Annotated in this window: 17 protein-coding genes; 8 read left to right on the plus strand and 9 right to left on the minus strand. The window is 70.8% G+C overall.

What is annotated here, in order from left to right; all coding sequences use genetic code 11:
* Positions 1-28 precede the first annotated feature (28 nt).
* Both GWK61_RS27645 and pta read right to left on the minus strand, forming a co-directional pair.
* Positions 29-1,171, minus strand: a complete 1,143-nt coding sequence (locus GWK61_RS27645; RefSeq protein WP_194912963.1) for an acetate/propionate family kinase — start codon at positions 1,169-1,171, stop codon at positions 29-31.
* Positions 1,168-3,405 (minus strand): phosphate acetyltransferase, encoded by a 2,238-nt coding sequence (gene pta / locus GWK61_RS27650; protein WP_323747785.1) that lies wholly within the window; start codon positions 3,403-3,405, stop codon positions 1,168-1,170. Before pta ends, GWK61_RS27645 begins: the two co-directional genes overlap by 4 nt.
* 81 nt (positions 3,406-3,486) lie before the next feature.
* Here pta and GWK61_RS27655 point away from each other — a divergent pair, with 81 nt between their 5' ends.
* Positions 3,487-5,880 carry a phosphoketolase family protein gene (locus GWK61_RS27655; protein ID WP_194913017.1) on the plus strand — a complete coding sequence of 798 codons (2,394 nt, stop codon included), beginning with the start codon at positions 3,487-3,489 and terminating at the stop codon, positions 5,878-5,880.
* Positions 5,881-5,982: 102 nt separating this feature from the next.
* On the opposite strand, the gene GWK61_RS27660 is transcribed toward GWK61_RS27655, so the two are convergent.
* From GWK61_RS27660 to GWK61_RS27675, 4 genes are all read right to left on the minus strand, one after another.
* Positions 5,983-6,777 (minus strand): hypothetical protein, encoded by a 795-nt coding sequence (locus tag GWK61_RS27660; protein ID WP_194912966.1) that lies wholly within the window; start codon positions 6,775-6,777, stop codon positions 5,983-5,985.
* Positions 6,778-6,841: 64 nt separating this feature from the next.
* The gene (locus tag GWK61_RS27665; protein ID WP_194912968.1) at positions 6,842-7,711 is read right to left on the minus strand and encodes a hypothetical protein; all 870 of its coding nucleotides are present in this window, start codon (positions 7,709-7,711) and stop codon (positions 6,842-6,844) included.
* A 59-nt stretch (positions 7,712-7,770) separates the two neighbouring features.
* Positions 7,771-9,138 (minus strand): WXG100 family type VII secretion target, encoded by a 1,368-nt coding sequence (locus GWK61_RS27670; protein ID WP_194912973.1) that lies wholly within the window; start codon positions 9,136-9,138, stop codon positions 7,771-7,773.
* 11 nt (positions 9,139-9,149) lie between these two features.
* Entirely contained in the window at positions 9,150-9,452 is a 303-nt protein-coding gene (locus GWK61_RS27675; RefSeq protein WP_194912975.1) for a hypothetical protein, read from the minus strand.
* A gap of 135 nt (positions 9,453-9,587) precedes the next feature.
* Between GWK61_RS27675 and GWK61_RS27680 the strand changes: the two genes are divergently transcribed.
* Entirely contained in the window at positions 9,588-11,777 is a 2,190-nt protein-coding gene (locus GWK61_RS27680; RefSeq protein ID WP_194912976.1) for a terpene synthase family protein, read from the plus strand.
* 77 nt (positions 11,778-11,854) lie between these two features.
* Here GWK61_RS27680 and GWK61_RS27685 read toward each other — a convergent pair whose 3' ends face one another.
* Positions 11,855-13,063 carry a GDSL-type esterase/lipase family protein gene (locus tag GWK61_RS27685; protein WP_194912978.1) on the minus strand — a complete coding sequence of 403 codons (1,209 nt, stop codon included), beginning with the start codon at positions 13,061-13,063 and terminating at the stop codon, positions 11,855-11,857.
* A gap of 100 nt (positions 13,064-13,163) precedes the next feature.
* Between GWK61_RS27685 and GWK61_RS27690 the strand changes: the two genes are divergently transcribed.
* Positions 13,164-13,919: a hypothetical protein gene (locus GWK61_RS27690; RefSeq protein WP_228563046.1), complete on the plus strand. Its 756-nt coding sequence runs from the start codon at positions 13,164-13,166 to the stop codon at positions 13,917-13,919.
* Positions 13,920-13,935: 16 nt separating this feature from the next.
* On the opposite strand, the gene GWK61_RS27695 is transcribed toward GWK61_RS27690, so the two are convergent.
* On the minus strand, positions 13,936-14,826 hold the full coding sequence (locus GWK61_RS27695) for a GNAT family N-acetyltransferase (protein ID WP_194912980.1): 891 nt from the start codon (positions 14,824-14,826) through the stop codon (positions 13,936-13,938).
* An 85-nt stretch (positions 14,827-14,911) separates the two neighbouring features.
* Between GWK61_RS27695 and GWK61_RS27700 the strand changes: the two genes are divergently transcribed.
* The 5 genes from GWK61_RS27700 (at position 14,912) to GWK61_RS27720 (ending at position 22,278) form a co-directional block, all read left to right on the plus strand.
* On the plus strand, positions 14,912-15,436 hold the full coding sequence (locus GWK61_RS27700; protein WP_194912982.1) for a nitroreductase family deazaflavin-dependent oxidoreductase: 525 nt from the start codon (positions 14,912-14,914) through the stop codon (positions 15,434-15,436).
* The gene (locus GWK61_RS27705; RefSeq protein WP_323747787.1) at positions 15,433-16,551 is read left to right on the plus strand and encodes a winged helix DNA-binding domain-containing protein; all 1,119 of its coding nucleotides are present in this window, start codon (positions 15,433-15,435) and stop codon (positions 16,549-16,551) included. The genes GWK61_RS27700 and GWK61_RS27705 overlap by 4 nt, the downstream gene beginning before the upstream one ends.
* Before the next feature lie 5 nt (positions 16,552-16,556).
* Positions 16,557-17,285, plus strand: a complete 729-nt coding sequence (locus GWK61_RS27710; protein ID WP_194912984.1) for a hypothetical protein — start codon at positions 16,557-16,559, stop codon at positions 17,283-17,285.
* A gap of 122 nt (positions 17,286-17,407) precedes the next feature.
* Positions 17,408-20,845 (plus strand): putative bifunctional diguanylate cyclase/phosphodiesterase, encoded by a 3,438-nt coding sequence (locus tag GWK61_RS27715; RefSeq protein WP_194912988.1) that lies wholly within the window; start codon positions 17,408-17,410, stop codon positions 20,843-20,845.
* Complete coding sequence (locus GWK61_RS27720; RefSeq protein WP_194912998.1) at positions 20,842-22,278, plus strand: sensor domain-containing diguanylate cyclase; 1,437 nt, start codon at positions 20,842-20,844, stop codon at positions 22,276-22,278. The genes GWK61_RS27715 and GWK61_RS27720 overlap by 4 nt, the downstream gene beginning before the upstream one ends.
* A 27-nt stretch (positions 22,279-22,305) precedes the next feature.
* Here GWK61_RS27720 and GWK61_RS27725 read toward each other — a convergent pair whose 3' ends face one another.
* A complete protein-coding gene (locus GWK61_RS27725) occupies positions 22,306-23,040 on the minus strand; it encodes a VOC family protein (RefSeq protein WP_194913000.1) in 735 nt (244 codons plus the stop codon).
* Between the last annotated feature and the right edge of the window lie 37 nt (positions 23,041-23,077).

A 23,077-nucleotide genomic window follows, 5' to 3' on the forward strand; every position in this document is an offset into this window, starting at 1 on the left:
GGTGGGTGCGGTTGGGGTGTGGTTTGGATCAGCCGGCGCGGCCGAGTACCTCCAGGGCCTGGTCCGCGATCTCGATCTCCTCGTCGGTCGGGACCACCAGGACTGCGGTCTCGGCCCAGTAGGGCGAGATGTAGCGTTCTTCCTTCGAGTGCTGCGCGTTGCGCTTCGGGCTCACTGCGATGCCGAGGTGGTCCAGGCCTGCGAGGGCGCCGGCGCGTACTGTTGCTGAGTTCTCGCCGACGCCGGCGGTGAATGCCAGTGCGTCGACGCGGCCGAGGGCTGCTAGGTAGGCGCCGATGTACTTGCGGATGCGGTAGCAGTAGGCGTCCAGGGCTAGGCGGGCGGGTTCGTTGCCTTTGGCTGCTGCGGCGTCGATGTCGCGGAGGTCGTTGCTGCCGGCGAGGGCCAGTAGTCCGCTCTCCTTGTTCAGCGTCAGGTCGATCTCTTCGGCGGTGCGGCCGGTTTGGCGGGCGATGTAGGCCGAGACGGCGGGGTCCAGGTCGCCGGAGCGGGTGCCCATGATCAGGCCTTCGAGGGGGGTCATGCCCATCGAGGTGTCGATGCTCTTGCCCTCGCGGATCGCGCAGACGCTGGCGCCGTTGCCGAGGTGCAGCACGATCATGTTCACCTCCTCCGGGCGGCGGCCCAGCATCGCGGCGGCGCGGCGGGAGACGTACTGGTGCGACGTGCCGTGGAAGCCGTAGCGGCGGACGCCGAGGTCTTCGCGCCAGGACTGCGGGACGGCGTAGGTGTAGGCGTGTTCGGGCAGCGTCTGGTGGAACGCCGTGTCGAACACCGCTACTTGTGGTGTGTCGGGGAATGCTGCGCGGGCTGCCTCGATCAGCGTCAGGTTCGCGGGGTTGTGCAGCGGTGCGAGTGGAATCAGCTTGCTGATGGTGTCGCAGACCTCGTCGTCGACGAGGGTGGGGCCGCGGAAGCGGTCGCCGCCGTGGACGACCCGGTGGCCGACGGCGGCCAGCTGCGCGCGGTCCAGCTTGCCCTCCAGCTCGGCGAGCACCACCTCCATGCCAGCGGCGTGGTCGGCGACTGAGCCGGAGGCCTCGCCGATGCGCTCGATGATGCCGACGGCCAGGCGGGTGCGGTCGTCCATGTCGATCAGCTGGTACTTGATCGACGAGGAGCCGGAGTTGAGGACCAGGACCTGGTTCATCGTTGTCCGCCCACTTCGCTCGCCTCGCTCGTTTCGACTTGGGACTGCACCGCCGTGATCACGATGGTGTTCACGATGTCCTGCACCAGTGCGCCGCGCGAGAGGTCGTTGACCGGCTTGCGCAGCCCCTGCAGCACCGGGCCGACCGCGATCGCGCCGGCGCTGCGCTGGACCGCCTTGTAGAGGTTGTTGCCGGTGTTCAGGTCCGGGACGATGAACACCGTCGCGCGGCCGGCGACCACGCTGCCGGGCAGCTTGAGGGCGCCGACCTCGGGGTCGGCGGCGGCGTCGTACTGGATCGGGCCCTCCAGGGGGAGGTCCGGGTCGCGGGCGTGGGCCAGTTTCGCGGCCTCGCGGACCTTCTCGACGTCTTTTCCGGACCCTGATTCGCCGCTGGAGTACGACAGCATCGCCACCCGCGGCTGCACGCCGAAGGCCTCGGCGGTGCGGGCCGAGGAGACGGCGACGTCGGCGAGTTGTTCGGCGTCCGGGTCGGGGATGACCGCGCAGTCGCCGTATACCAGGACCCTGTCGGCGAGCAGCATGAAGAAGACGCTGGAGACGACCGAGACGCCGGGCTCGGTGCGGATGATCTCGAAGGCCGGGCGGATGGTGTGCGCGGTGGTGTGTACGGCCCCTGACACCATGCCGTCGGCGCGTCCGGTGTGGACCATCATCACGCCGAAGTAGGAGACGTCCTGGACGATGTCGCGAGCCCGGTCCAGGGTCATGCCCTTGTGCTCGCGCAGCCGGGTGTAAACGCGGGCGAACTCCTCGACCAGCACCGAGTCGGCCGGGCTGACGACGCGGACGCCGGCCAGGTCCAGCCCCAGGGCGTTGGCGCGGGCCCGGACCTTCTCCTCCTCGCCCAGCACCACCAGGTCGGCGGCGCCGCGGCGGGCCACGATGTCGGCGGCACGCAGGATCCGGTCGTCGGAGCCCTCCGGCAGCACGATGCGCCGACGCTGCGAGCGGGCCCGCTCCAGCAGCTGCGCCTGGAACATCAGCGGCGTGACGGCGACCGAGCGCGTCACGTTCAGCCGGTTCAGCAGCGCCGAGGTGTCCACGCCGCGGGCGAACGCGCCGAGCGCGGTCTCGACCTTGCCGGGGTGGTCGGCGGTGATCTCGCCGCGCACGGCGGCCAGGTGCAGCGCGGTCGGCAGCGTGTCCTCGCCGCTGGCGATGATCGGCAGGGGTGAGGACACGCCTTCCAGCAGCCGCGAGACGCTGGCCGGGAGGGTGAAGCCGCCGGTGAGGAAGACCCCTGACAAGGCCGGGAAGTTCGCGGCCTCGTGCGCGGCCAGCAGCCCGGGCACCAGGCCCGCGGTGCGGTCGCCGGGGGCGATGATCGCGACGCCTTCGGTGAGGCGGTCGAGGACGTTCGGCAGGGACATGGCCGCCACGACCAGCGACGCGGCTTCGCGGTCGAGCAGGGCCTCGTCGCCGCTGATCAGCCGGCCGTCGGCGGCGCGGGCCAGGTCGCGGATGGTCGGGGCGGTGAGGCCGGGGACTTCGGGGATGGTGAAGACGAGCGGGGTCGCGGCCTGATCGGTGGTGTTCAGTGTCGCAGGGCTCGGTATCGCAGGGCTCGGTATCGCAGAGCTCAGTGTCGCAGGGCTCGGATTCTGCTCGCCGAAAGCCGCCGGTCCGAACACCGTGGCGACCTCGCGCCGCACCGCGTCCTCTTCGCCCGGCGCCACGCGGTTCACGATCACCGCCAGCTCGGTGGCGTGCAGCCGCGTCAGCTCCTGCCGCGACACGCGCACCACGGCGGCGACATCCTGCGGCGTGCGCTCCATCCCGCCGACCACCAGCAGCACCGGCAGCGCGAGGTTGGCCGCGACGTTCGCGTTGAAGCCGAACTCGGTGGTGTTCGCGGCGTCGGTGAAGTCCGAGCCGACCACCACCACGGCTTCGCAGCGTGCTGCCAAAGCCCGGTAGCGGTCGACGATCGTCTCGACCGCGCGCGCCGGGTCCAGGTGCACCGCGTCGTAGGTGGTGCCGACGCAGTCCTCGTAGGGTTCGTCGATCCGGTAGCGCGTTCGGATCAGGTCCACCACCGGGTCGACGGCACCGCCGCCGGGCACCACCGGGCGGAACACGCCGAGCCGCCGCACCCGCCGGGACATCGCCTCGGCCACGCCGAGCGCGACGACTGTCTTGCCGCTGGCGGCATCGGTGGCCGTGATGTACAGGCCCTGTGCCGCCGTCTCCCCTTGGTCCGCTTGGTCCACGTGAGCGATCATGCCAGCGTGACCCGTCCGGCGCAGCCCAGGCGGCGGCCCCGGGGCGGGGCGTCACAGGCTGGACGGGTGATCAAGAACGCGAGCAAGCCCAAGGGCCCGCTGTCCGCGAAGGACCTCGACGCGCTCAACGCCTACTGGCGCGCGGCCAACTACCTGTCGGTGGGCCAGATCTACCTGCTGGACAACCCGCTGCTGCACCGGCCGCTGACCCTGGACGACATCAAACCGCGGCTGTTGGGCCACTGGGGCACCACGCCGGGGCTGAACTTCATCTACGCGCACATGAACCGGGTCATCAAGGCCCGCGACCTGGACGCCATCTACGTCGCCGGCCCCGGGCACGGCGGCCCCGGCGTGCTGGCCAACGTCTATCTGGAGGGCACGTACAGCGAGTACTACCCCGGGATCGGCCGGGACGAGGAGGGCATGCGCAAGCTTTTCCGCCAGTTCTCCTTCCCCGGCGGCGTACCCTCGCACGTCGCGCCGGAGACCCCGGGCTCCATCCACGAGGGCGGCGAGCTGGGCTACTCGCTGGTGCACGCCTACGGCGCCGCGTTCGACAACCCGGAGCTGCTGGTCTGCGCCGTGGTCGGGGACGGCGAGGCGGAGACCGGGCCGCTGGCCGGGTCGTGGCACTCGAACAAGTTCGTGAACCCGGTGCGCGACGGCACGGTGCTGCCGATCCTGCACCTGAACGGCTACAAGATCGCCAACCCGACCGTGCTGTCCCGCATCCCGCAGGCGGAGCTGGAGCAGCTGATGCGGGGGTACGGCTACGAGCCGTTCACCGTCATCAGCGAAGAAGGCGCGGACCCGCTGGAGGCGCACCAGGCGATGGCCGGGACGTTGGACCGGATCCTGGACCGGATCGCGGACATTCGCGCGAAAGCGGCCGGCGGCAAGGACAAGGGCGTGCGCCCGGCCTGGCCGATGCTGATCCTGCGCACCCCGAAGGGCTGGACCGGCCCGAAGACCGTGGACGGCAAGCGCACGGAGGACTCCTGGCGCTCGCACCAGATGCCGATGGCGAACGTGCACACCAACCCGGCGCATCTGAAGGTGTTGGAGGAGTGGATGCGCTCCTACCGGCCCGAGGAGCTGTTCGACCCGGCCGGCGCGCTGATGCCGGAGCTGGCCGCCCTGGCTCCGTCCGGGCGGCGGCGGATGGGCGCCAACCCGCACGCCAACGGCGGCGTGCTGCTGCGGGACCTGAAGATGCCCGACTTCCGCGACTACACGGTCGACCCGGCCGGGCACGGTATCAAACACGCCGAGTCCACCAAGATCCTCGGCACGTTCCTGCGCGACATCATGACCGACAGTTCGGGTGCTGACAACTTCCGGGTCTTCGGCCCGGACGAGACCGCCTCGAACCGGCTGCAGGCGCTGTTCGAGGCGACCGGCCGGATGTGGAACGCCGAGACGGTGCCGTGGGACGACGAACACCTGTCGATGGACGGCCGGGTGCTGGAACCGCTGAGCGAGCACATGTGCCAGGGGTGGCTGGAGGGCTACCTGCTGACCGGGCGGCACGGGTTCTTCTCGTGCTACGAGGCGTTCATCCACATCGTCGACTCGATGTTCAACCAGCACGCGAAGTGGCTGAAGACGACGCGGAAGATCCCGTGGCGGGCGCCGATCGCATCGCTGAACTACCTGCTGACCTCGCACGTGTGGCGGCAGGACCACAACGGGTTCTCGCACCAGGACCCCGGCTTCATCGACCACGTGGTGAACAAGAAGGCTGATGTCATCCGCGTGTACCTGCCGCCGGACGCGAACACGCTGCTGTCGGTGGCGGACCACTGCCTGCGCTCGCGGGACTACGTGAACGTCATCGTCGCCGGCAAGCAGCCGCAGCTGCAGTACCTGTCGATGGACGAGGCGATCGTGCACTGCACCCGCGGCATCGGCATCTGGGAGTGGGCCTCCACCGACGCCGACGGCGAGCCGGACCTGGTGATGGGCTGCGCCGGCGACGTCCCGACGATGGAGACGCTGGCCGCCGTCGACATCCTGCGCCAGCACTTCCCGGATCTGTTGGTCCGCGTGGTGAACGTCGTGGACCTGATGCGCCTGCAGGGCAACGACGAACACCCGCACGGCCTGTCGGACAAGGAGTTCGACGCCCTGTTCACGACGGCGAAGCCGGTGGTGTTCACCTACCACGGGTACCCCTGGCTGATCCACAGGCTGACCTACCGCCGCACCAACCACGTGAACTTCCACGTCCGCGGCTACAAGGAGGAGGGCACCACCACCACGCCCTTCGACATGGCGATGCTGAACGACATCGACCGCTTCCACCTCGCCATGGACGCCATCGACCGCGTCCCCGGCCTCGCCGAACGCGCCGGGCACGTCCGGCAGCAGCTTCAGGACGCGCGGCTGAGGGCGCGGCAGTACACGCGCGAGTTCGGGGAGGACGATCCGGCGATTTCGGGGTGGGTGTGGCCTTACTGAGTCAGGAGCCGAAGAAGCGGCCCTGAAGAAGCGGCCCGGGCCTGGTGGCTCGGGCCGCTTGCGCATTGGCCAGCCGACGGATATCAGAGCCGATATCAGAGCTCAGCCGCTGACCGCGGCTCCCTCACCCGTCCTCGGGAACGTGATCGTCTGCACCAGCACCGCGGCCATCTCGCTGACCTCGGCCCAGACCTCCATGTTGTACGTCCCCAGCGTCACGATCATCATGTACGGCCCCGTCGGGAACGGGACGAAGACCTGGATCTGGCCCTGCACCAGTTCTGCCTCGGCGCCGCCGGTCAGGGCCGGGTCGAGGGGGAACTTGGTGAGGGTGATGCGGGAGACGGCGGGGCCGCAGGGGAGGTTGAGCCAGCGGGAGTCGTTGAACTCGTCGCGGACCAGGACTTCGCGGATGGCCAGGGCCGCGGTCTCGGGGTCGGTGTGGTCCGAGGCGGTGGCGGCGATCGTGAGGTTGGCGGTCGCGACGCCGCCGCGCTCGTTGTCGAAGACGCCCATGGCCGCGTACGCGACGCCGGTCGCCGCCGTCATCTCGCCCATGGCGGCGAAGGCCGGGGCGTTGGTGCGCCACAGTTCCTCGTCGCCGTTCGGGTACAGCTCGCGCGCGAACGCCTCGGCCGCCGCGGCGCGCTCGGCCGGGTCGGACTGCAACGGGATCTCGTGGAATCCGTCCGGGAGGACGAACAGCATCGGCGGAATGCCGGTGACGGCGCGCTCGAACGCCTTCGCCAGGTCGGCGCTCACAGCTTCGTCGGCGACACCGGCGCTGTCGACACCCGCGCTGCCAGCACCGGCACTGTCGGCACCGCCGGCGACGTAACCCGCGTCACCCACGCCACCCACGCCGCCCCCGGCCCCACCTGTCGAAACGTGCGTCATAGGTCCTGTACTCATTGATCCCGATCCCCCGAATCTCCGTCATCGAAAAAGCGCAGCCGACCACTCACCCGAGCACCGGCTTGCCCTCGGCGTCCAGCGTGATGCTCCCGGCGTCGACCACCTTCTTGCCGACGTGCGCCTTCGCCTCGACCGAGACGACGCCGGCGGCCGCGTCGACCGAGTTCACCACGAACTCCACCGGCTTGGGCAGCGCCGAGGACCAACTGTCGACCGCGGCCTGCTGCGCGGCGTTCAGCGTCACCGGCTCGGTCTGGCCGCTCAGGATCGCGACGACCTTCGTCGCGCTCCCCTTGTCCCCCACGTCCAGCCGGACCCACGACCCGTCGGCGAAGGTCACCGTGACGTCGGCCCCGTGCGTCGAGAAGGCGTGCTGTACGGCCCCGGCCACCTCGGCCAGCGGCAGGTCCCACAACACCTCGGCGGGCAGCTGCACCGAGGCGCTGCCCAGCACCAGGAACCGCAGGTCGGTCAGCTGCAGGTCGGTCCGGTAGTGCACGTCCGGCCGCCGCTCCGGGTCCAGCTGGAACGGCGCCGTCCGCGCCGTGGAGCCCGCAGCCGCCCACAGCACCGGGAAGTCCTCGACCTCCAGCGCCGGATCGGTCGGCTCGGCGCCGTCGGAGCCCTTGAAGGTGACGTTGGACCCGCCGCTCGGGCTGAGCAGCTCGATCGTCCCGGCGACCACGACCGCCGTCGCCTTGCCCAGGATGCCCAGACCCCGTCCGGCCTTGGCCGCCTTCTCGCCCCTCTTCTGGTGCGTCGGCGCCGGCGGCCAGCCGGGGAGCTCGGCCGAGATGTCCCGGCCCTGCTCGTCCCGGAACCAGCGCTTGCCCGCGACCTGCGGAGCGCGGCCGGAGGCGAACGCCGCGACGCCGCGGAACAGCGGGGTCTCGCCGGATGCGGGGTACCAGTCCATCAAAGGCTCCAAACGTTCTGTGCGCCGATTACCTCTGTGCGCCGATTACCTCCATGTCTTTACCCGAACAACGCGTGGAACGGGAAACCGGCGTTCATCTCCATGTCGTTGTGGATGCCGTGCGGCAGGAAGTACAGCTTCGGCGCGACCTTGATCCCGGCGTCGATGGTCCGGCCCAGCCCGCTCATCGCGTCGATGCTGAACTTGGGCAGTTCCTTGCCGAAGAGCTTGACCCCGTCGCCGAGCATGTTCAGGCCCTTGGTGCCCAGGAGCTGGCCCGGCTTGTAGGCCTGTTCGACGATCATCTGCGCGCGGCCCAGGAAACTTCCGTCGTGCGAGATGAAGCCGCCGGCCTTGATGCCCCAGACCGCGACCGTCTTGCCGAACGCGGAGAGGTTCGTCAGCGCGCTGGCGTCGTGGCCCAGGCCGACGATGCTGCGGCTGAGCGTGGTCACGCCCCGGAAGCCCTCGCCGAGCTCGCCGGCCCGGGCCACCGCGATCGCCCCGTCGGCCACCTTCGCGCCCTTGGCGAACGCGCCGATGCCGGGCAGGGCGCCCAGGGCGTCCATGCCGATGCTCATCCAGCTCACGTTCGCCCCGGCGGCCTTGGCCAGCAGGTGCGTCAGACAGGCGGCAGCGCTGGTGGCCACCGCGGCCACCGCGAAGATGGCGCCCAGCGGCTCGAACGGCGCGGTGATGATCGCCAGGATGCCCAGGATCCCGGACAGGTCGCTGAGCAGGTCGCCGATGAACTTGATCGCGTCGGCGTGCTCCTCGACCCAGTGCCAGGCCCCCGAGAAGGCCTTGCCGATGCCGTCCACGATGGAGTCGAACAGGCCCGGCTTGCCCGGCGCCATCTGGCCGGCGTGGTGCAGCTGGTCGGCGATCGTCCGGGCGGCGCTGACGAACCGGTCGTGCAGCTCGTGCGCGCGCCGGATGAGGTCGCTCAGCCCGCTCTGGGCGTCGGTCACCGCCTTCTGGTTCTTGGTGGCGTCGGCGGCCTGCTGCGCGGCCTGCGGGCTCCCGGCCGGGGCCGCCGCCGGCTGGCCGGGCTGCCCGGGCTGGCCGTTGACCGTGGCCTTCGCCGAGCTGACGGCGCTCTGCTGGTGCTCGGCCTGCTGCTCCAGCCCGGCGGCCTCGGCCTGGAAGCCGTCGAGCTGGCCGGCCCAGTTGTAGAGCAGGCTGCTGGCCTGCTGGAACGAGTCGTGGCACTTCTGGACGGCCGGCTTGAGGTCGTCGTTCAGGTGGTCCATGAACGCGTTCGCGGACTGGCCCTGCCAGGAGCCGCGGTCGGCGCCGGTGATGTTGGACAAGATGGTGCCGAGCTCGGTGCTCATGTCGCCCAGGGAGCGCCCCAGGTCACGAGTCTGCGAGACGTCGCCGGGCGTCGGGTCGAAGCCCAGCGCCGGGAAGTTGCGTACTGCCATGGCTTCTCCCCCTACGCCTGCGCCGGCTGCGGCTGCGTGAGCTGGCTCTTGAGCTTGCCGTCCAGGTCGTCGGCAGTCTTGCTGATGTTGTCGAGCATCTTCACGCAGTCGTCGGCGTGCTGGCCGATCTGGCCGATGCCGTAGTGCCACTCGTCGGCGAAGTCGTGCATGCGGTTGATCAAAGGATCGGCACCGACCCCGGTGGCGTCGGTGCTGCGCAGCCGACGGCACGCACCGTCCAGGTCACCGCTGATTTTCGACAGCGTCGCGCGAAGCTCGTTCAGGACCGCCGAGCTGATTTGCAGATCACTCATTGATGAGCACCTCCCCGTGTTCGGCAGCACTATATCGATCCAGAACAGTTCTGCGGCGCGCGGAATTCACTCGATCCCCTGGTTTGGACGCCCCAGCCCTTCTGCACCGATCGCAGGGCACTTAGTTTCGAAGGCATGCCGAAGCCGTTCCAGCTGCCCGATTTCTACATGCCGTACCCCGCGCGCCTGAACCCGCATCTGGAGTACGCACGCGTCCACTCCAAAGCGTGGGCCCGCGACCTGACGATGATCGAGGGGTCGGGGATCTGGGACGAGGACGACTTCGACCGCCACGACTACGCCCTGCTGTGCGCGTACACGCACCCCGACTGCGACGCCGGGGAACTGGCGCTGGTCACCGACTGGTACGTCTGGGTCTTCTTCTTCGACGACCACTTCCTGGAGGTCTACAAGAGGCCCCGCGACATGCCCGGAGCGCGGGCCTACCTGGACCGGCTGCCCGCCTTCATGCCGATCGGCGACCCGGCGGCGATGCCGGAGCCGACCAACGCCGTCGAGGCGGGGCTGGCCGACCTGTGGCTGCGCACCGTGCCGGCCAAGACCGAGGCCTGGCGCCGCCGCTTCGCCGAGAGCAACCGGCATCTGCTCGAGGAATCGTTGTGGGAGCTGGCGAACATCACCGAGGACCGGGTGTCCGATCCGGTGGACTACATCGAGATGCGCCGCAAGGTCGGCGGGGCGCCGTGGTCGGCGCACCTCGTGGAGCACGCCAACGGCGTCGAGGTCCCGGACCGGGTGGCCGCCAGCCGTCCGCTGCGGGTGCTGAAGGAGACCTTCGCCGACGCCGTCCACCTGCGCAACGACCTGTTCTCCTACCAGCGCGAGGTCGAGGAGGAGGGCGAGAACTCCAACTGCGTCCTGGTCCTGGAGCGCTTCCTGGACTGCGACCCGCAGACCGCCGCGAACCACACCAACGAGCTGCTGACCAGCCGGCTGCACCAGTTCGAGCAGACCGCGCTGACCGAGCTGGTGCCGCTGTTCGCCGAGACCGGCGTCGGGCCGGTGGAGGCGTTGCAGGTCGGGCTGTATGTCAAAGGTCTGCAGGACTGGCAGTCCGGCGGCCACGAATGGCACATGCGCTCCTCGCGCTACATGAACGACGCCTACGAGCCAGGCGCGGCCTCCTCGACGCTTCCCGGACCACTGGGTCTGGGCACGTCCGCGGCCCGCATCGCCGCCTCGATCGCGAAGACCATGCCCGCGCGTCTCAAACGTCTGAGTCATCCGCTCTACGAACAGGTCGGACCGACCCCGATCCCCACCATCGAAGCCCCAACGGAGCTGCGGCTGAGCCCGCACCTGCCGGCCGCGCGCCGCCATGTCGCGGACTGGTGCCGCCACATCGGCTTCTACGACGGCATCTGGGACGAGAAGCACCTCGTCGACGCCGACTTCGCGCTCTGCGCCGCGGGCATCCACCCGGACGCCTCGCCCGAGGAGCTGGACCTCGCGACCGACTGGCTGGCCTGGGGCACATACGCGGACGACTACTACCCGGCCGTCTTCGGGCCGACCCGCGACCGGACCGGCGCCCGGCTCTGCAACGAGCGTCTCAGCTCCCTGATGACCGATACCCCGCCGGCTCCGGTGTCGGCCCTCGAACGCGGCCTGGCAGACCTGTGGCGCCGCTCCACCGAAGGCGTGTCGGCGACGGCCCGGCAGGCGCTGCGCCGAGGCACGCAGGCGATGATCGACAGCTGGCTGTGGGAACTGGACAACCAGGCGGCGCACCGGATCCCGGATCCCATCGACTACGTCGAGATGCGCCGCGCCACCTTCGGCTCCGACCTGACGATGGCGCTGTCCCGCATGGCCCACGACTCGATCCCGCCGGAGGTGCTGCGCAGCCGTCCGGTGAGCGCATTGGAGCACGCCGCGGCGGACTGGTCCTGTCTGGTGAACGATCTGTACTCCTACCAGAAGGAGATCCAGTTCGAGGGCGACGTCCACAACTGCGTGCTGGTCGTGCAGGACTTCTTCGACTGCGACCGCGACCGCGCCTTGGAGGTCGTCAGTACCCTGATCGCGGCCCGGCTCGACACGTTCCGGCACGCCGCCGACGTCGAGCTCCCGGCCCTGGCCGACGCGATGCGGCTGTCCTCCACCACCCGCGCGGACCTGGACCGGCACGTCCAGGAACTCCGCGACTGGATGACCGCGATCCTCAACTGGCACCAGAACAGCGGACGCTACCCGGAAGCCGAGCAGCACCGGCGGCGGGTGGCCCGCGTCGGGCGGCCCGGCTTGGGCGCGCTCGGCAGCGGCGCCGCGCGCGTGCCGCTTCAGCACCAGGCCGTCGGCTGATCGGCCCCGCTGCGGTGACGCGTGCGATCCGGCCCGGGCTCGACCACATCGTGCGCGTCACCGGAGCCTCGCCGTGCCTACTCGGCGAACACCCCGCCGTCCCCGAACACCAACCGAGCGAACCGTTCCCCGATCACCCGATACCCGGCCGGCGTCGGATGCAGCCCCTCCCCGAGGTACTCGTCGGCCTCGTCGAGCGCCACCAACTGCAAGCCGTCCAGGTAATGGATGTTCGGGTCCTGCTTCGCCCGCTCCGTGACGATCCGCCGCAACTCCCGCCGCACCACCTGCAACGTCAGCGCTCCGTCGGCCACCGTGGCCGGGTCGCCGGTCGCGTACAGCACGTCGTCGCGCCACACCGTCGGTCCCGGCCGTTCCTCCAGCGCCGGGCACGCGATCGGCGAAACCACCAGCAGCGGTGTGTCAGGGTGGCCCTCGCGCACCGTGTCGAGGAAGCCGTGCACCGTCGGGCCGAGGGTGCGCAACACGTAGCCGGCCTTGGCCGTGAAGTTGATCCCCAGCTTCAGGCTGATCAGGTCGGCCTCGGCGTCGCGGATCGAACGCGCGACGAACGGATCCAGGTAGCAGTTCCCTGACAGCCCCACGTTCACCGGCTCCACCCCGGCGGCCCGCGCCGCGATCACCGGCCACACCCCGAGCGGTGATTCGGCCTCGTTGCACTGGCTGATCGAGCTGCCGTGGTGCAGCCACACCCGGCGGCCGGTCGGCGTCGGCGGGTCGACGTCCGCGTCCGCGCGCAGGGCCACGAGTTCGGTCTTCACCCAGTGCGGCAGCCAGATCTGGAGGTCCTTGACCCCGGCCGGCAGCCCGTCGAACCGCACAGTCGCCGGCCGCCCGGGCGCGAAGCCGACCTGGGTCATCTTCTGGTCCATCAGGAGGACGTTGCCCACCGGGGCGCGCTGCGTGCCGCCGAGGAAGCTTTCGCTTCCGTCGTGACTGTCGTCAGCGTCGTCGGCGTCATGGCCGTCGTAGCCGTCGTACGTGATCGCGAAGACCCCGGCGTCGTCGGGCCGCGGCTCGTTCTCGGCCATCATCGGCACCGTGGTCAGCACGTCCAGCTCGACCACGGTCGCCGCACTGCGGAACACCAACCGCACCCCGGATCCGGCCGTGGCCTGCCGCTCCATCGAGGCGTCCGACTGCGCGACGGTCCACTGCGGCAACCGGCGCGGCAGCAGCCCGGCCTCGGTCGCGACGACCTCCAGCGCACCGCGGAGCTCGGCCGGGCCGTCGATGAGCGGAACCCGCCGCAGCACGTCTGTCATGCCGATCAAGGTAACAGCGGCGGATACGGGGGCCAGCCCTACCCCGACTCGGGTGGCAGCTCACTGACTTCGGACGGCTGTGCTCGGCGAGCCTGGAGCCATGCGAAAGACGTCAGCCTTCCTCGCCGCGACCGCCGTCGCCGCCACCATCGCCATCCCCGTCGACGCGAGCGCCGCGAGTGCCGCCACGGCCCCGACCGGCACGAGCACCGCAGCCAGTCCCACCGGGATCGCGGGCACCACCCCGGTGCCGACCTTCGACTTCCGCGACTGCCCGCAGCTCCCCACCGGCGTCGACCCGGCCAAGTGGCGTTGCGAAGTCCTGGTCGCCCAGGGCACCGCGACCGTCGGCGGCGCCACCCTGCCCTTCGACTTCACCGCCGTCACCCACGCCGAGGGCCCGCTGCCCGACGGCACCCCCGGCCAGGTCTTCGGCGGCTTCCGCGCCGCCCGCCTGCCGGCCCCGGGCCGCCAGTCCGGCGACGGCCACGGCCCCAAGCTCTGGATGCAACCGCACCTGACCACCGTGCCGGACTTCTACAGCCAGTCCGGCGCGATGACCCTGACCTTCCAGCTCACCGGCCCGCACCTCGGCGAGCACTGCTCGATCGGCACCACCGCCGCGCCGGTCCAGGTCGCCGCCGCCCGCGTCCCGGGCAGCACGCAGTGGCTGTCGCAGAACCCGCCGATCATCACCTTCCAGGTGCTGGACCAGACGCTGGCCGTGCCGGAGGTGAGCGGCTGCGGCCGCGCGACCGAGGAGCTGAACCGCCGGTTCGGCCTCCCGTCGCCCTCGGGCGCGAACCGGCTCAGCGGGACGGCCTTCTACTCGTTCAAGACCTACGACCAGCTCTAGAAACCGTTACCGGGCCTCAGCCGAGCTCCAGCGTCGTCATCCCGAACACCTTGCCGTGGTCGACGTCGCGCACCGGCCCGGTGTACATCCGGGCCACCTCGAACGAGGGCTCCAGCCCCAGTGCGGCGACCATCGCCAGCGCCTCGCGGTTGGTCTCCGGCACGTCGATCACGATCCGGCCGCCGCCGGCGGCGCCGACCCGGCCGCGGCCGGTGAACCCGGCGTCGCCGGCCGCCCCGGCGACCAGGGCGTCCAGGATCACCTCGGCGTAGACGCGGGAGTCGGCGAACAGCGGCCCGACGCGGTGGCCGTCGTGCGCGGCGCGCAGCACGCCGTAGCCGACCAGCCGGCCGTCGACGATCAGGGCCCTGCCGACGTGTCCGGGTGCGGCGAACCACTCGCGCAGGAACACCGCGCGCGGTGCCGGGAAGCACAGCGCGTCGTAGTCGGCGACCTCGGCGAAACCGGCCTCGGCCAGCGGGACCGCGGCGGCCGGGCCGGAGCCGTCGGAGGTCAGTTCGCCGGCGTAGCGCACGGTGCGGTGCGCGTCCATGAACCCGGACTTGCGGTAGTTGTCCTGCTGCGCGACCACGCCGTCGAGCCCGACGGTGCGCGCGCCGGCCCGCGGGAGCGCCGCCTTCCAGGTGGCCAGGCCGTGGCCGCGGCCGCGGAACTCCGGCTTGACCAGATACAGCCCGAGGAAGGAGAAGGCGTCGCCGTAGTTCACCACGGACACCGCGGACACCGGCTCGCCGCCGATCCGCCCGACGAAGAAGCCCTCCGGGTCCTGCGCGAGGAAGCAGGGGCCGTCGTGGTCTCCGGGATTCCATCCCTCGTCGGCGCACCAGCCCTGGATGATGGGCCAGTCGGCCAGGGACGCGCGGGTGATCTGCAGGCTGTCCGTCATGCCAACATCTTGGCGTGCCGGGACCGCCGTGCCGGGTCCGACACGCGGGCCCCGGGAGGCGCGCCCCGGATGCCATGATGAGGCCATGACCAACCCCTGGAACGCCCTCGTCACGCGCCTGGGCCGGCAGAAGTGGTTCGCGACCACCTTCAAGGGGGTGGCGCCGCATGTCGACCGCTTCCTGGGCCGGGCCACCGGCGGCCGGGTGTTCATGCTCGCCGGCACCGGGATCCCGACGCTGCTGCTGACCACCACCGGCCGCAAGTCCGGGCAGCAGCGCACGGTGCCGCTGCTGTACAGCCGCCACGAAGGCGCGCTGCTGGTGGTCAGTTCGAACTGGGGGCAGCAGCAGCACCCGGCGTGGGCGCTGAACCTGCTGGCGAACCCGGAGGCGACGGTCGCGGTCCGCGGCAAGTCCGGGCCGGTGCACGCGCGCGTCGTCGAGGGTGAGGAGCGCGAGCGGGTCTGGAACACGCTCCTGACGAAGAACTGGCCCGGCTACGAGAACTACGCCGAGCGCTCGGGCCGTCACATCAACATCTTCGCGCTCGAGCCGGTGAAGCCTGTGAACCCCGTGAAGCCGGTGACCGAGACGCAGGACGGCCAGTGAGCGTGCGTACGCTCACCGAGCGCGAACTCAATCGGGCCACGCTCGACCGGCAGCTGCTGCTGCGGCGCTCGGATATGGACGCCGCCCAAGCCGTCGAGCATCTGGTCGGTCTGCAGACGCAGATCCCGCCGAACCACTATGTAGCTCTGTGGTCGCGGCTTACAGCGTTCGACGCGCAGGACTTCTCAGGGCGTTTCGAGAACCGTGAGTTCGTCCGCATGAGCCTTCAACGTTCGACGATCCACACGGTCACCGCGCGGGACTGCCTTCCGTTGCGCCAACTTCTGCAGGCAGTGCAGGACCGGAACCTTAAGGGCGCCTTCGGGAAGCGTCTGCAGGGCATCGACCTGTCGGAACTCGCAGAGCGCGCGCGGAAGTTCGCAGAGGAAGAACCGCGGACGTTCAACGACCTCGGCAAGCTCCTCGCCGACGCCTATCCCGACCACGACGTCCAGGCACTCGGCGTCGCGGCGCGCAACAACCTCGCGCTGGTCCAGGTGACGCCGCGCGGGCTGTGGCAGCAGGGCGGACTGGCGAAGCACACTACTGCGGAGCACTGGTTCGGAAACGCTATAGCGGTTCCCGCCATGGACGCCGAGGAGTTGGTCCTGCGCTATCTCCAGGCGTTCGGACCGGCTTCCGTGATGGACGCCCAGAGCTGGAGCGGACTCACTGGTCTGCGCGAAGTGTTCGAGAAGCTCCGCGCGCGCCTGGTGCTCTTCCAGAGCGAATCGGGAACCGAACTGTTCGACCTTCCTGATGCACCGCGTCCTGGAGAGGACGTGCCTGCCCCTGCGCGCTTCCTGCCGGACTATGACAACGTCTTCATCGGACACAAGGAACGCGGCCGTATCAACGACCCGCGGGTACCCAAGGAGAAGATCTTCTCCGGCAACACACCGATCTCCACATTCACCGTGGACGGATGGATCCGTGGCGTCTGGAAAGTCGAAACAGACAAGAAACGCACTACGGGAACCCTGAACCTCATTCCCCTGGTGCCGATCACCGAGGCACAACGCGCAGAGCTGGAATCCGAGGGAGCCGGGCTGCTGGAGTTCCTGGTGCCCGGCGCGGATCACGACCTGCGATGGCTTGAGGACGAGAACGGTTGAACCTTATGAGAACGCGTACAGCGCTGTGCGCAGGGGCGTCGGCGGCGCTGCTGCTCACCGTGGCCGGCTGCGGCAGCTCCTCGTCGAGCCCGAGTGCGGTGTCGGCGGCGTCGTCCGGTACCGCGGCGAGTAGCGTTCCTACCACGCCGTCCGCGCCGGACTCCGGCTCCGGCTCCGGCTCCGCATCGCAGCCTTCGGCGCCGTCGCAGACCCCCGCCAGCACTCCCAGCGTGGACCCGGGGACGCTCCCGCAGACGAAGACCATGCCAACCTCCACCGACCCGCAGTTCCAGGCCGGCATCGCCGCGCTGTGGCAGGGCATCGTGGACGACAACCCGCAGGAGGCCATGCCGTTCTTCTTCCCGAAGAGCGCCTATCTCCAGGTGAAGGCCCTCAGCAACGCCGGGGCGGACTATCAGAACCGGCTCATCGGGTTCTACGACCTCGACGTCCACGCCGCGCACCGGCTGCTCGGCGCCGGGGCGAAGGACGCGAAGCTGGTCGGGGTGAGCGTGCCGGCCCAGGCGGCGGAATGGATCCCGCCGGGCGAGGAGTCGAACAAGCTGTCGTACTACCGCGTGTACGGGTCCCGCCTGACGTACACCGAGGGCGGCAAGACCAAGTCCTTCGGGCTGTTCTCGCTGATCTCCTGGCGCGGGGAGTGGTACGTCGTGCACTTCGGGCCGAACCCGCGGCCGAAGCCGATCGGGGTGGTCTACGAGCCACGTGGGTGAGCACCGCGTATACGCGACGCACCTCCCACCTGCGCGGAGAGTAACCACCACGTAACACTCACCTGACACCCGCGCCCCGGCTTCAACAGGCGCCGCGGCTGCGCCTGTGACACTTTTGAGGAATGCGATCACCGTCGCTGCTGTCGGGCTGGCCGGGGCGGGAACGGCGCCTGCTCGGCGTCCTCACCGGCATGCTCGTGGTGATCCTGGCGGTGTTCTTCGCCTCCGCGACGTTGCGGAGCGCGGCGTGGTTCGTCCTGGCCGCGTGGACCGGTGTGACCATGGCCGTGGGGATCCGGGCGCACCGGCCCCCGTACGCGCACGCCTGGTACATGTTGGCGGTCTCCGGCGGCTTGCTGATGGCCTCCAACCACTCCGACTTCGCCTACGCCCGGCACAGCCTGCCGAACTTCGCCGACTGGCTCGGGCTGTTCGGCTACCCGCTGGCGCTGGTGGGCCTGCGGCTGGTGATGAAGCACCGGCTGGTCGGCCGGGACTCGGCCGGGACGCTGGACGCGCTGATCGTGGTGTTCGCGGCGACCTACGCGTCGTGGGTCTACCTGGTCGTGCCCTACTACCAGCAGGGCACCGAGCCCTGGGACTACCGGCTGATCGCCATCCTGGACCCGCTCGGGGACCTGCTGCTGCTCGGCATGCTGCTGCGGCTGATCATCTCGCCCGGATCGCGCAACGTCGCGCTGTGGCTGCTCGGCCTCGGCGCGCTGTTCCAGACCGGGGCCGACGTCGTGGAGTCGGTGCTGCGGCTGAACTCCTCGAACTGGTTCGGCTCGCACGCGGGCAACACGGTGCTGGAGTTCTCCTGGCTGATGTTCGCGGCCTGCTGGGTGGCCGCGGCGCTGGTGCCCTCGGCCCACGACCTGACCAGACCGGTGCGGGAGACGGCCCGCGACGCCCTGCCGACCGCGTGGTCCCGGCCGCCCCGGATCTCCCCGCTGGTGCTGGCGGCGCTGGTGACGCCGATCATCAACGCCGTCGAGCTGGCCCGGGGCAACCTGGCGACCGGCTGGGCCGGGCCGATGATCGGGCTCGGGGTGTACCTGATGATCCTGGCCCGGGTCGCGGTGATGGTGCGCCAGCACCGGCAGGCGCTGGCGCGCGAGTCGATCCTGCTGGCGGCCAGCGAGGGCCTGGGCGTGGCCGCCGGGAGCGGGCAGGTGGCCGCCGCGCTGGCCGACGGGGCCGCGGGGCTGTTCGCGGGCCGCGGGGCGGCGCACGCGGTGCTGGTGGCCGTGGACGGGAACGAGGGGGTGCGGGTGGCCGCGGCGGGAGGTGTGGACGGCGGGGCCGGGGACGTGCGCGCCACCGTGCCGGTGCCGCTGCCGCACCTGGACTCCGCGGTGTGGCGCAAGACGCTGGCGCAGGTGTGCGCTTCGGCCGCGCTGTTCACCGCGGCGGAGGACCAGCCCTACCGTGCCGAGGCCGCCGGCCGGGCCGGGACCAAGCGGCGTGAGCACTTCCACCCGGCGAACGTCGTGCACACCACCGACCTGCCGCTGCCGCTGGCCGTCCGGCTGGGGCCGGAGGAGCACGCCGGGGTGGTGCCGCTGGACGGCGAGGTCGGGGTGCTGGTCGTGGCGGCGGCCGAGGAGGACCTGGCGGTGCTCGGCGGGGCGCTGGAGATCCTGGCGCGGCAGGCGTCGGCGGCGCTGGAGCGGATCGCGCTGAGCCAGGAGATCACCCGGCGGGACAGCGAGGCGTATTTCCGGGCGCTGGTGCAGAACACGTCGGACACGATCCTGATCGTCGACTCGGAGCTGCGGGTCCGGTACGCCTCGCCGTCCTCCACCGACCTGTTCGGCGACCGGCCGGTGCGGGACCGGCCGCTGACCGAGGTGGTCGGCAAGGTCTACGCCGCCGAGGTCGCGGTGCGGGCGTCGGATCCGGCGCCGCAGCCGCCGGTGCAGCGGGACTGGGAGATATCGGCCGGCCGCGGCGATTACGACGGGAGCGGTCTTGGTGAGGGCGCCGGCGGCGAGGGCGGTGTCGGGGGCAACGGCCGGCACGGGGGCCGCGGCGACCCGCACGAGGTCGAGGCCACGATCGCCGACCTGCGCGCCGAGCCGACGGTCGGCGGTTTCGTGCTGTCGCTGCACGACGTGACCACCGCGCGCGGCCTGGAGCGCACGCTGCAACGGCACGCGTACCGCGATCCGCTCACCGATCTGCCGAACCGGCTGGCGTTCATGCGCGGCCTGGAGGACGCGGTCCAGCTGGCGTCGCCGAGCGTGTCGGTGACGGTGATGCTGCTGGACCTGGACCGCTTCCGGGAGATCAACGACTTCCACGGCCGCGAGGCGGGCGACGAGGTGCTGCGCGACGTCACCGAGCGGATCCGCTCGCGGCTGGGCCCCGGCGACGTCCTGGCCCGCACCGGCGGCGACGAGTTCGCGGTCCTGGCCGTCCGGCGCGCCGAGGAGTCGCCGACGCTGCCGGTCGGGATGCCCGGCGAGGACAAGCCGTTCTACGTCGGGCCGATCGCCGTCACCACCTCCGGCGCGGTCGCCACCTGCACGGTCGGCGCCACCGGGGCCTCGCTGCTGGCCGACGCCGAGATGACCCTGCACGCCGCGCGCGGCTCGGGCCCCAACACCTGGCGCGCCTACGACCCCCGGCTGCGCGCCGAGCTGGCCCGCAGCGCCGCCCGCCGCTCCGGCCTGGACCGGGCGCTGGCCGAGGGCTCGTTCGAGCTCTACTACCAGCCGATCGTCTGGCTCGACGACGGCGACATCGGCGGCTTCGAGGCCCTGGTCCGCTGGCCGCAGCCGGACGGCACGATCATCCCGCCGGACGAGTTCATCCCGCTGGCCGAGGCCACCGGCCAGATCCTGCCCCTCGGGCGCTGGATCCTGCGCACCGCCACCGACCAGACGGCCCGCTGGAACACCACCCGCCTGGCCCAGGGTCTGGCCCCGGTGAAGATCTCGGTGAACGTCTCCGCGCACCAACTCCGCGACCCGGGCTTCCCCGACGAGGTCGGCAAGGCCCTGACCGACGCCGGCCTGGACCCGGCGTTCCTGATGGTGGAGGCGACCGAGAGCGCGCTGATCGACCGCGCGGGCACCGCCCTGGCGAACCTCAGGACCCTGGCGAAGCGCGGCGTGGGCGTGTCCCTCGACGACTTCGGCACGGGCTACTCGTCGCTGTCCTACCTCCGGGACCTGCCGGTCAGCGCACTGAAGATCGACAAGGCCTTCGTCGACGGCGTCCCCGACGAGCCCCGGCAGACCGCCCTGGTGAAGGGCATCATCGGCATCGCGAAGTCACTGACCCTGATGGTGGTCGCCGAGGGCGTGGAGACCTCGCAGCAGCGCCGGGCGCTGGCCCGCATGGGCGCCGACCTGGGACAGGGCTACCTCTACGCGCGGCCGATGCCGGTCCGCGAGGCCACAGCGCTGATGCGCGCGGGGCGCGTGAAGCTGCCGTACGGCCTGGCGGCGCTGGAGGAGGACGACCTGGACGACGACGCGCCCGAGCCGGACGACGAGGACGACGAGGACGAGCCGCGGATCCACGGCACGCTGCCGGAGACGGAATCATGAGCGGCGAGCGGCCGGGAGCGGCTGACGACGGGACGCCGGTGCGCGACCGGCGCCGGCGGTGGGTGGCGCCGGAGCAGCCGACTTCGCCGGAGGACAGGGCTGGTGAGCGGCAATCCGGTGAACCCGAGCCAGGGCGCCCGACCAAGCAGCCCTCTGACTCGACACCCGCGCGCTCCAGCACTCTCAGGCCGGGGCAGACCACCACTCCGCCGCACCGCGAGCACGCCGCCGCCGAGGCGCAATCCCGCGAGCCCGAGCCCCGCCAAGGTGCCTCCAGCCGCCCCACCGACCACTTCCCCGAAGACCCGGCCTCCCCAGCGCCGCACCCCGGCCATCGCCATCCCCGCTTCCGTCGGCCGCAGCCGCAAGCGCGGCATCCGTCCGTCACCGCCATCTGGGAGCGGAGTGAGCAGGAGCACCAACGCTTCGCCACCCGCTTCGCCGGCCAGCTCCTGCTCGTCGGCGCGGGCCTGGGTAGCTTCCTCACGCTCTTTCTCGGCGTGCCGCAGGGCGTGTTCTCCGCCAGCTGGTACGAGTTCCTCGGCGCGAATGCCCTCGCGGCCGTCTGGGGCCTGGTCTACGTCCTGTTGCCCAGCCCCGCGCCCGACCTGGTGCTGCGCGCCACGCCGGCGTTGTCGGCGCTCCTCATCACGCTCACGCTGTCGCTCAACCACAGCAACGCCGCCGACGGCATGCTCCTGCTCAACTGGCCCCTGCTCTTCGCCGCGTACCTGCTTCCACGCCGTACCGCGTACTGGACGCTCGCGATCGTCGCCGTTTGCCTCACCGTCATCCTTCTCGCGGGGTCCGGGCCCGACCGGTTCGCCACGTGGGTCGAGATCACCACCTCGATGGCGCTGACGCTGATCGTCATCCGCCGCGTCCGGGACCAGGCCGAGCGCCTCAAGCAGGCGCTCGCCGAGCAGGCCAGCACCGATCCGCTCACCGGGCTGAGCAACCGCCGGGCGTTCGACGAGGCGCTGGAGCGCGAGGTCACGCGCCAGCGCCGCACCCGGGCGCCGCTCTCGCTGCTGGCCGTCGACGTCGACCACTTCAAGCAGATCAACGACACCTGGGGCCACGCCGCCGGCGACGACACCCTCGCCGCCCTCGGCGACCTGCTCCCGCGACTGGTCCGCTCCAGCGACACCGTCAGCCGGGTCGGCGGCGAGGAGTTCGGCGTCCTGCTCCCCGACTGCCCCGCGCCGCAGGCCCGGGCCCGCGCCGACGCCCTGCGCGCCGAGATCTGGGCCGCCTCCCGCGACTGGAAGCACCCGGTGACCGTCAGCGTCGGCGTGGCCACCCTCCCGGACTCCGCCGACGCGCTCAACGATCTGCTGGTCGCCGCCGACATGGCCCTCTACGCGGCCAAGGAGTCCGGACGCGACCGGGTCCGCGTGGCCCCGAACCGAGCACGCGACGACGTGCCCTGAGAAGTCCTCCGACCCAACGCAGACCCCTCAGCTCTCAGGCTCCCGCCGGATCAAGCAATAGAGCCCACCACCGGGATCCCGCATCACCAGCCAGTTCGCCTGCTCGCCGACGAACTCCGCACCCAACGACTCGTGCCACACCCGACTGGCATCGGCATCCGAACTGCTGACGTCCAAATGCGCCGCGGTCGGCCGCTCATCGCCGATCCGCTGGAACAACACCCCCACCGGAAACCCCGCCAGCGGCTCCAGCCAACTGAACTCCTCCCACCTCCGACTGACCTCCACCGGCAGCCCGGTGAGATCGCTCCAGAACGCGACCTCCGCATCATGCAAAGACGGCGCGATATCGATGCACACCTGATCCAACCGACTACGCGTCCCGTCCGGCGCCACGAACGGCCGCGGCACCCGCGTCGCCCCGTGCCAGGCGGTGACGCAGAGCCCGTATCCACTCGGCGACGTCACATAAGCCCACTCGCCGTTCCGTTCCACCACCGCGCCACCGCGCGCAACGGCCCGCGCCAAAGCCCCCTCGAAGTCGTCGAATTCCAGGTCGATGTGCGCGCCGTTCCCGCTCAGCACGCCCTGCACCTTCACCGACGCGTCGCCGTCCCCCGCACCGGGCAGCAGCGTCGCGAACTCCCCGCGTTCACCCCGGCGCGCGGACAACGTCGTGCCCGTGACCGCCGTCCAAAACCGCACACTTTCCTCGAACGTTCGTTCCGGACGGTCAATAAAAGACCAAGCCCACTTCAGCATCCCACCAGGCTATTCCCATCCGTTGACGGGGACCCGT

The organism is Catenulispora rubra, assembly GCF_015356825.1.
In the GTDB taxonomy this organism is placed as follows: Bacteria; Actinomycetota; Actinomycetes; order Streptomycetales; family Catenulisporaceae; genus Catenulispora; species Catenulispora rubra.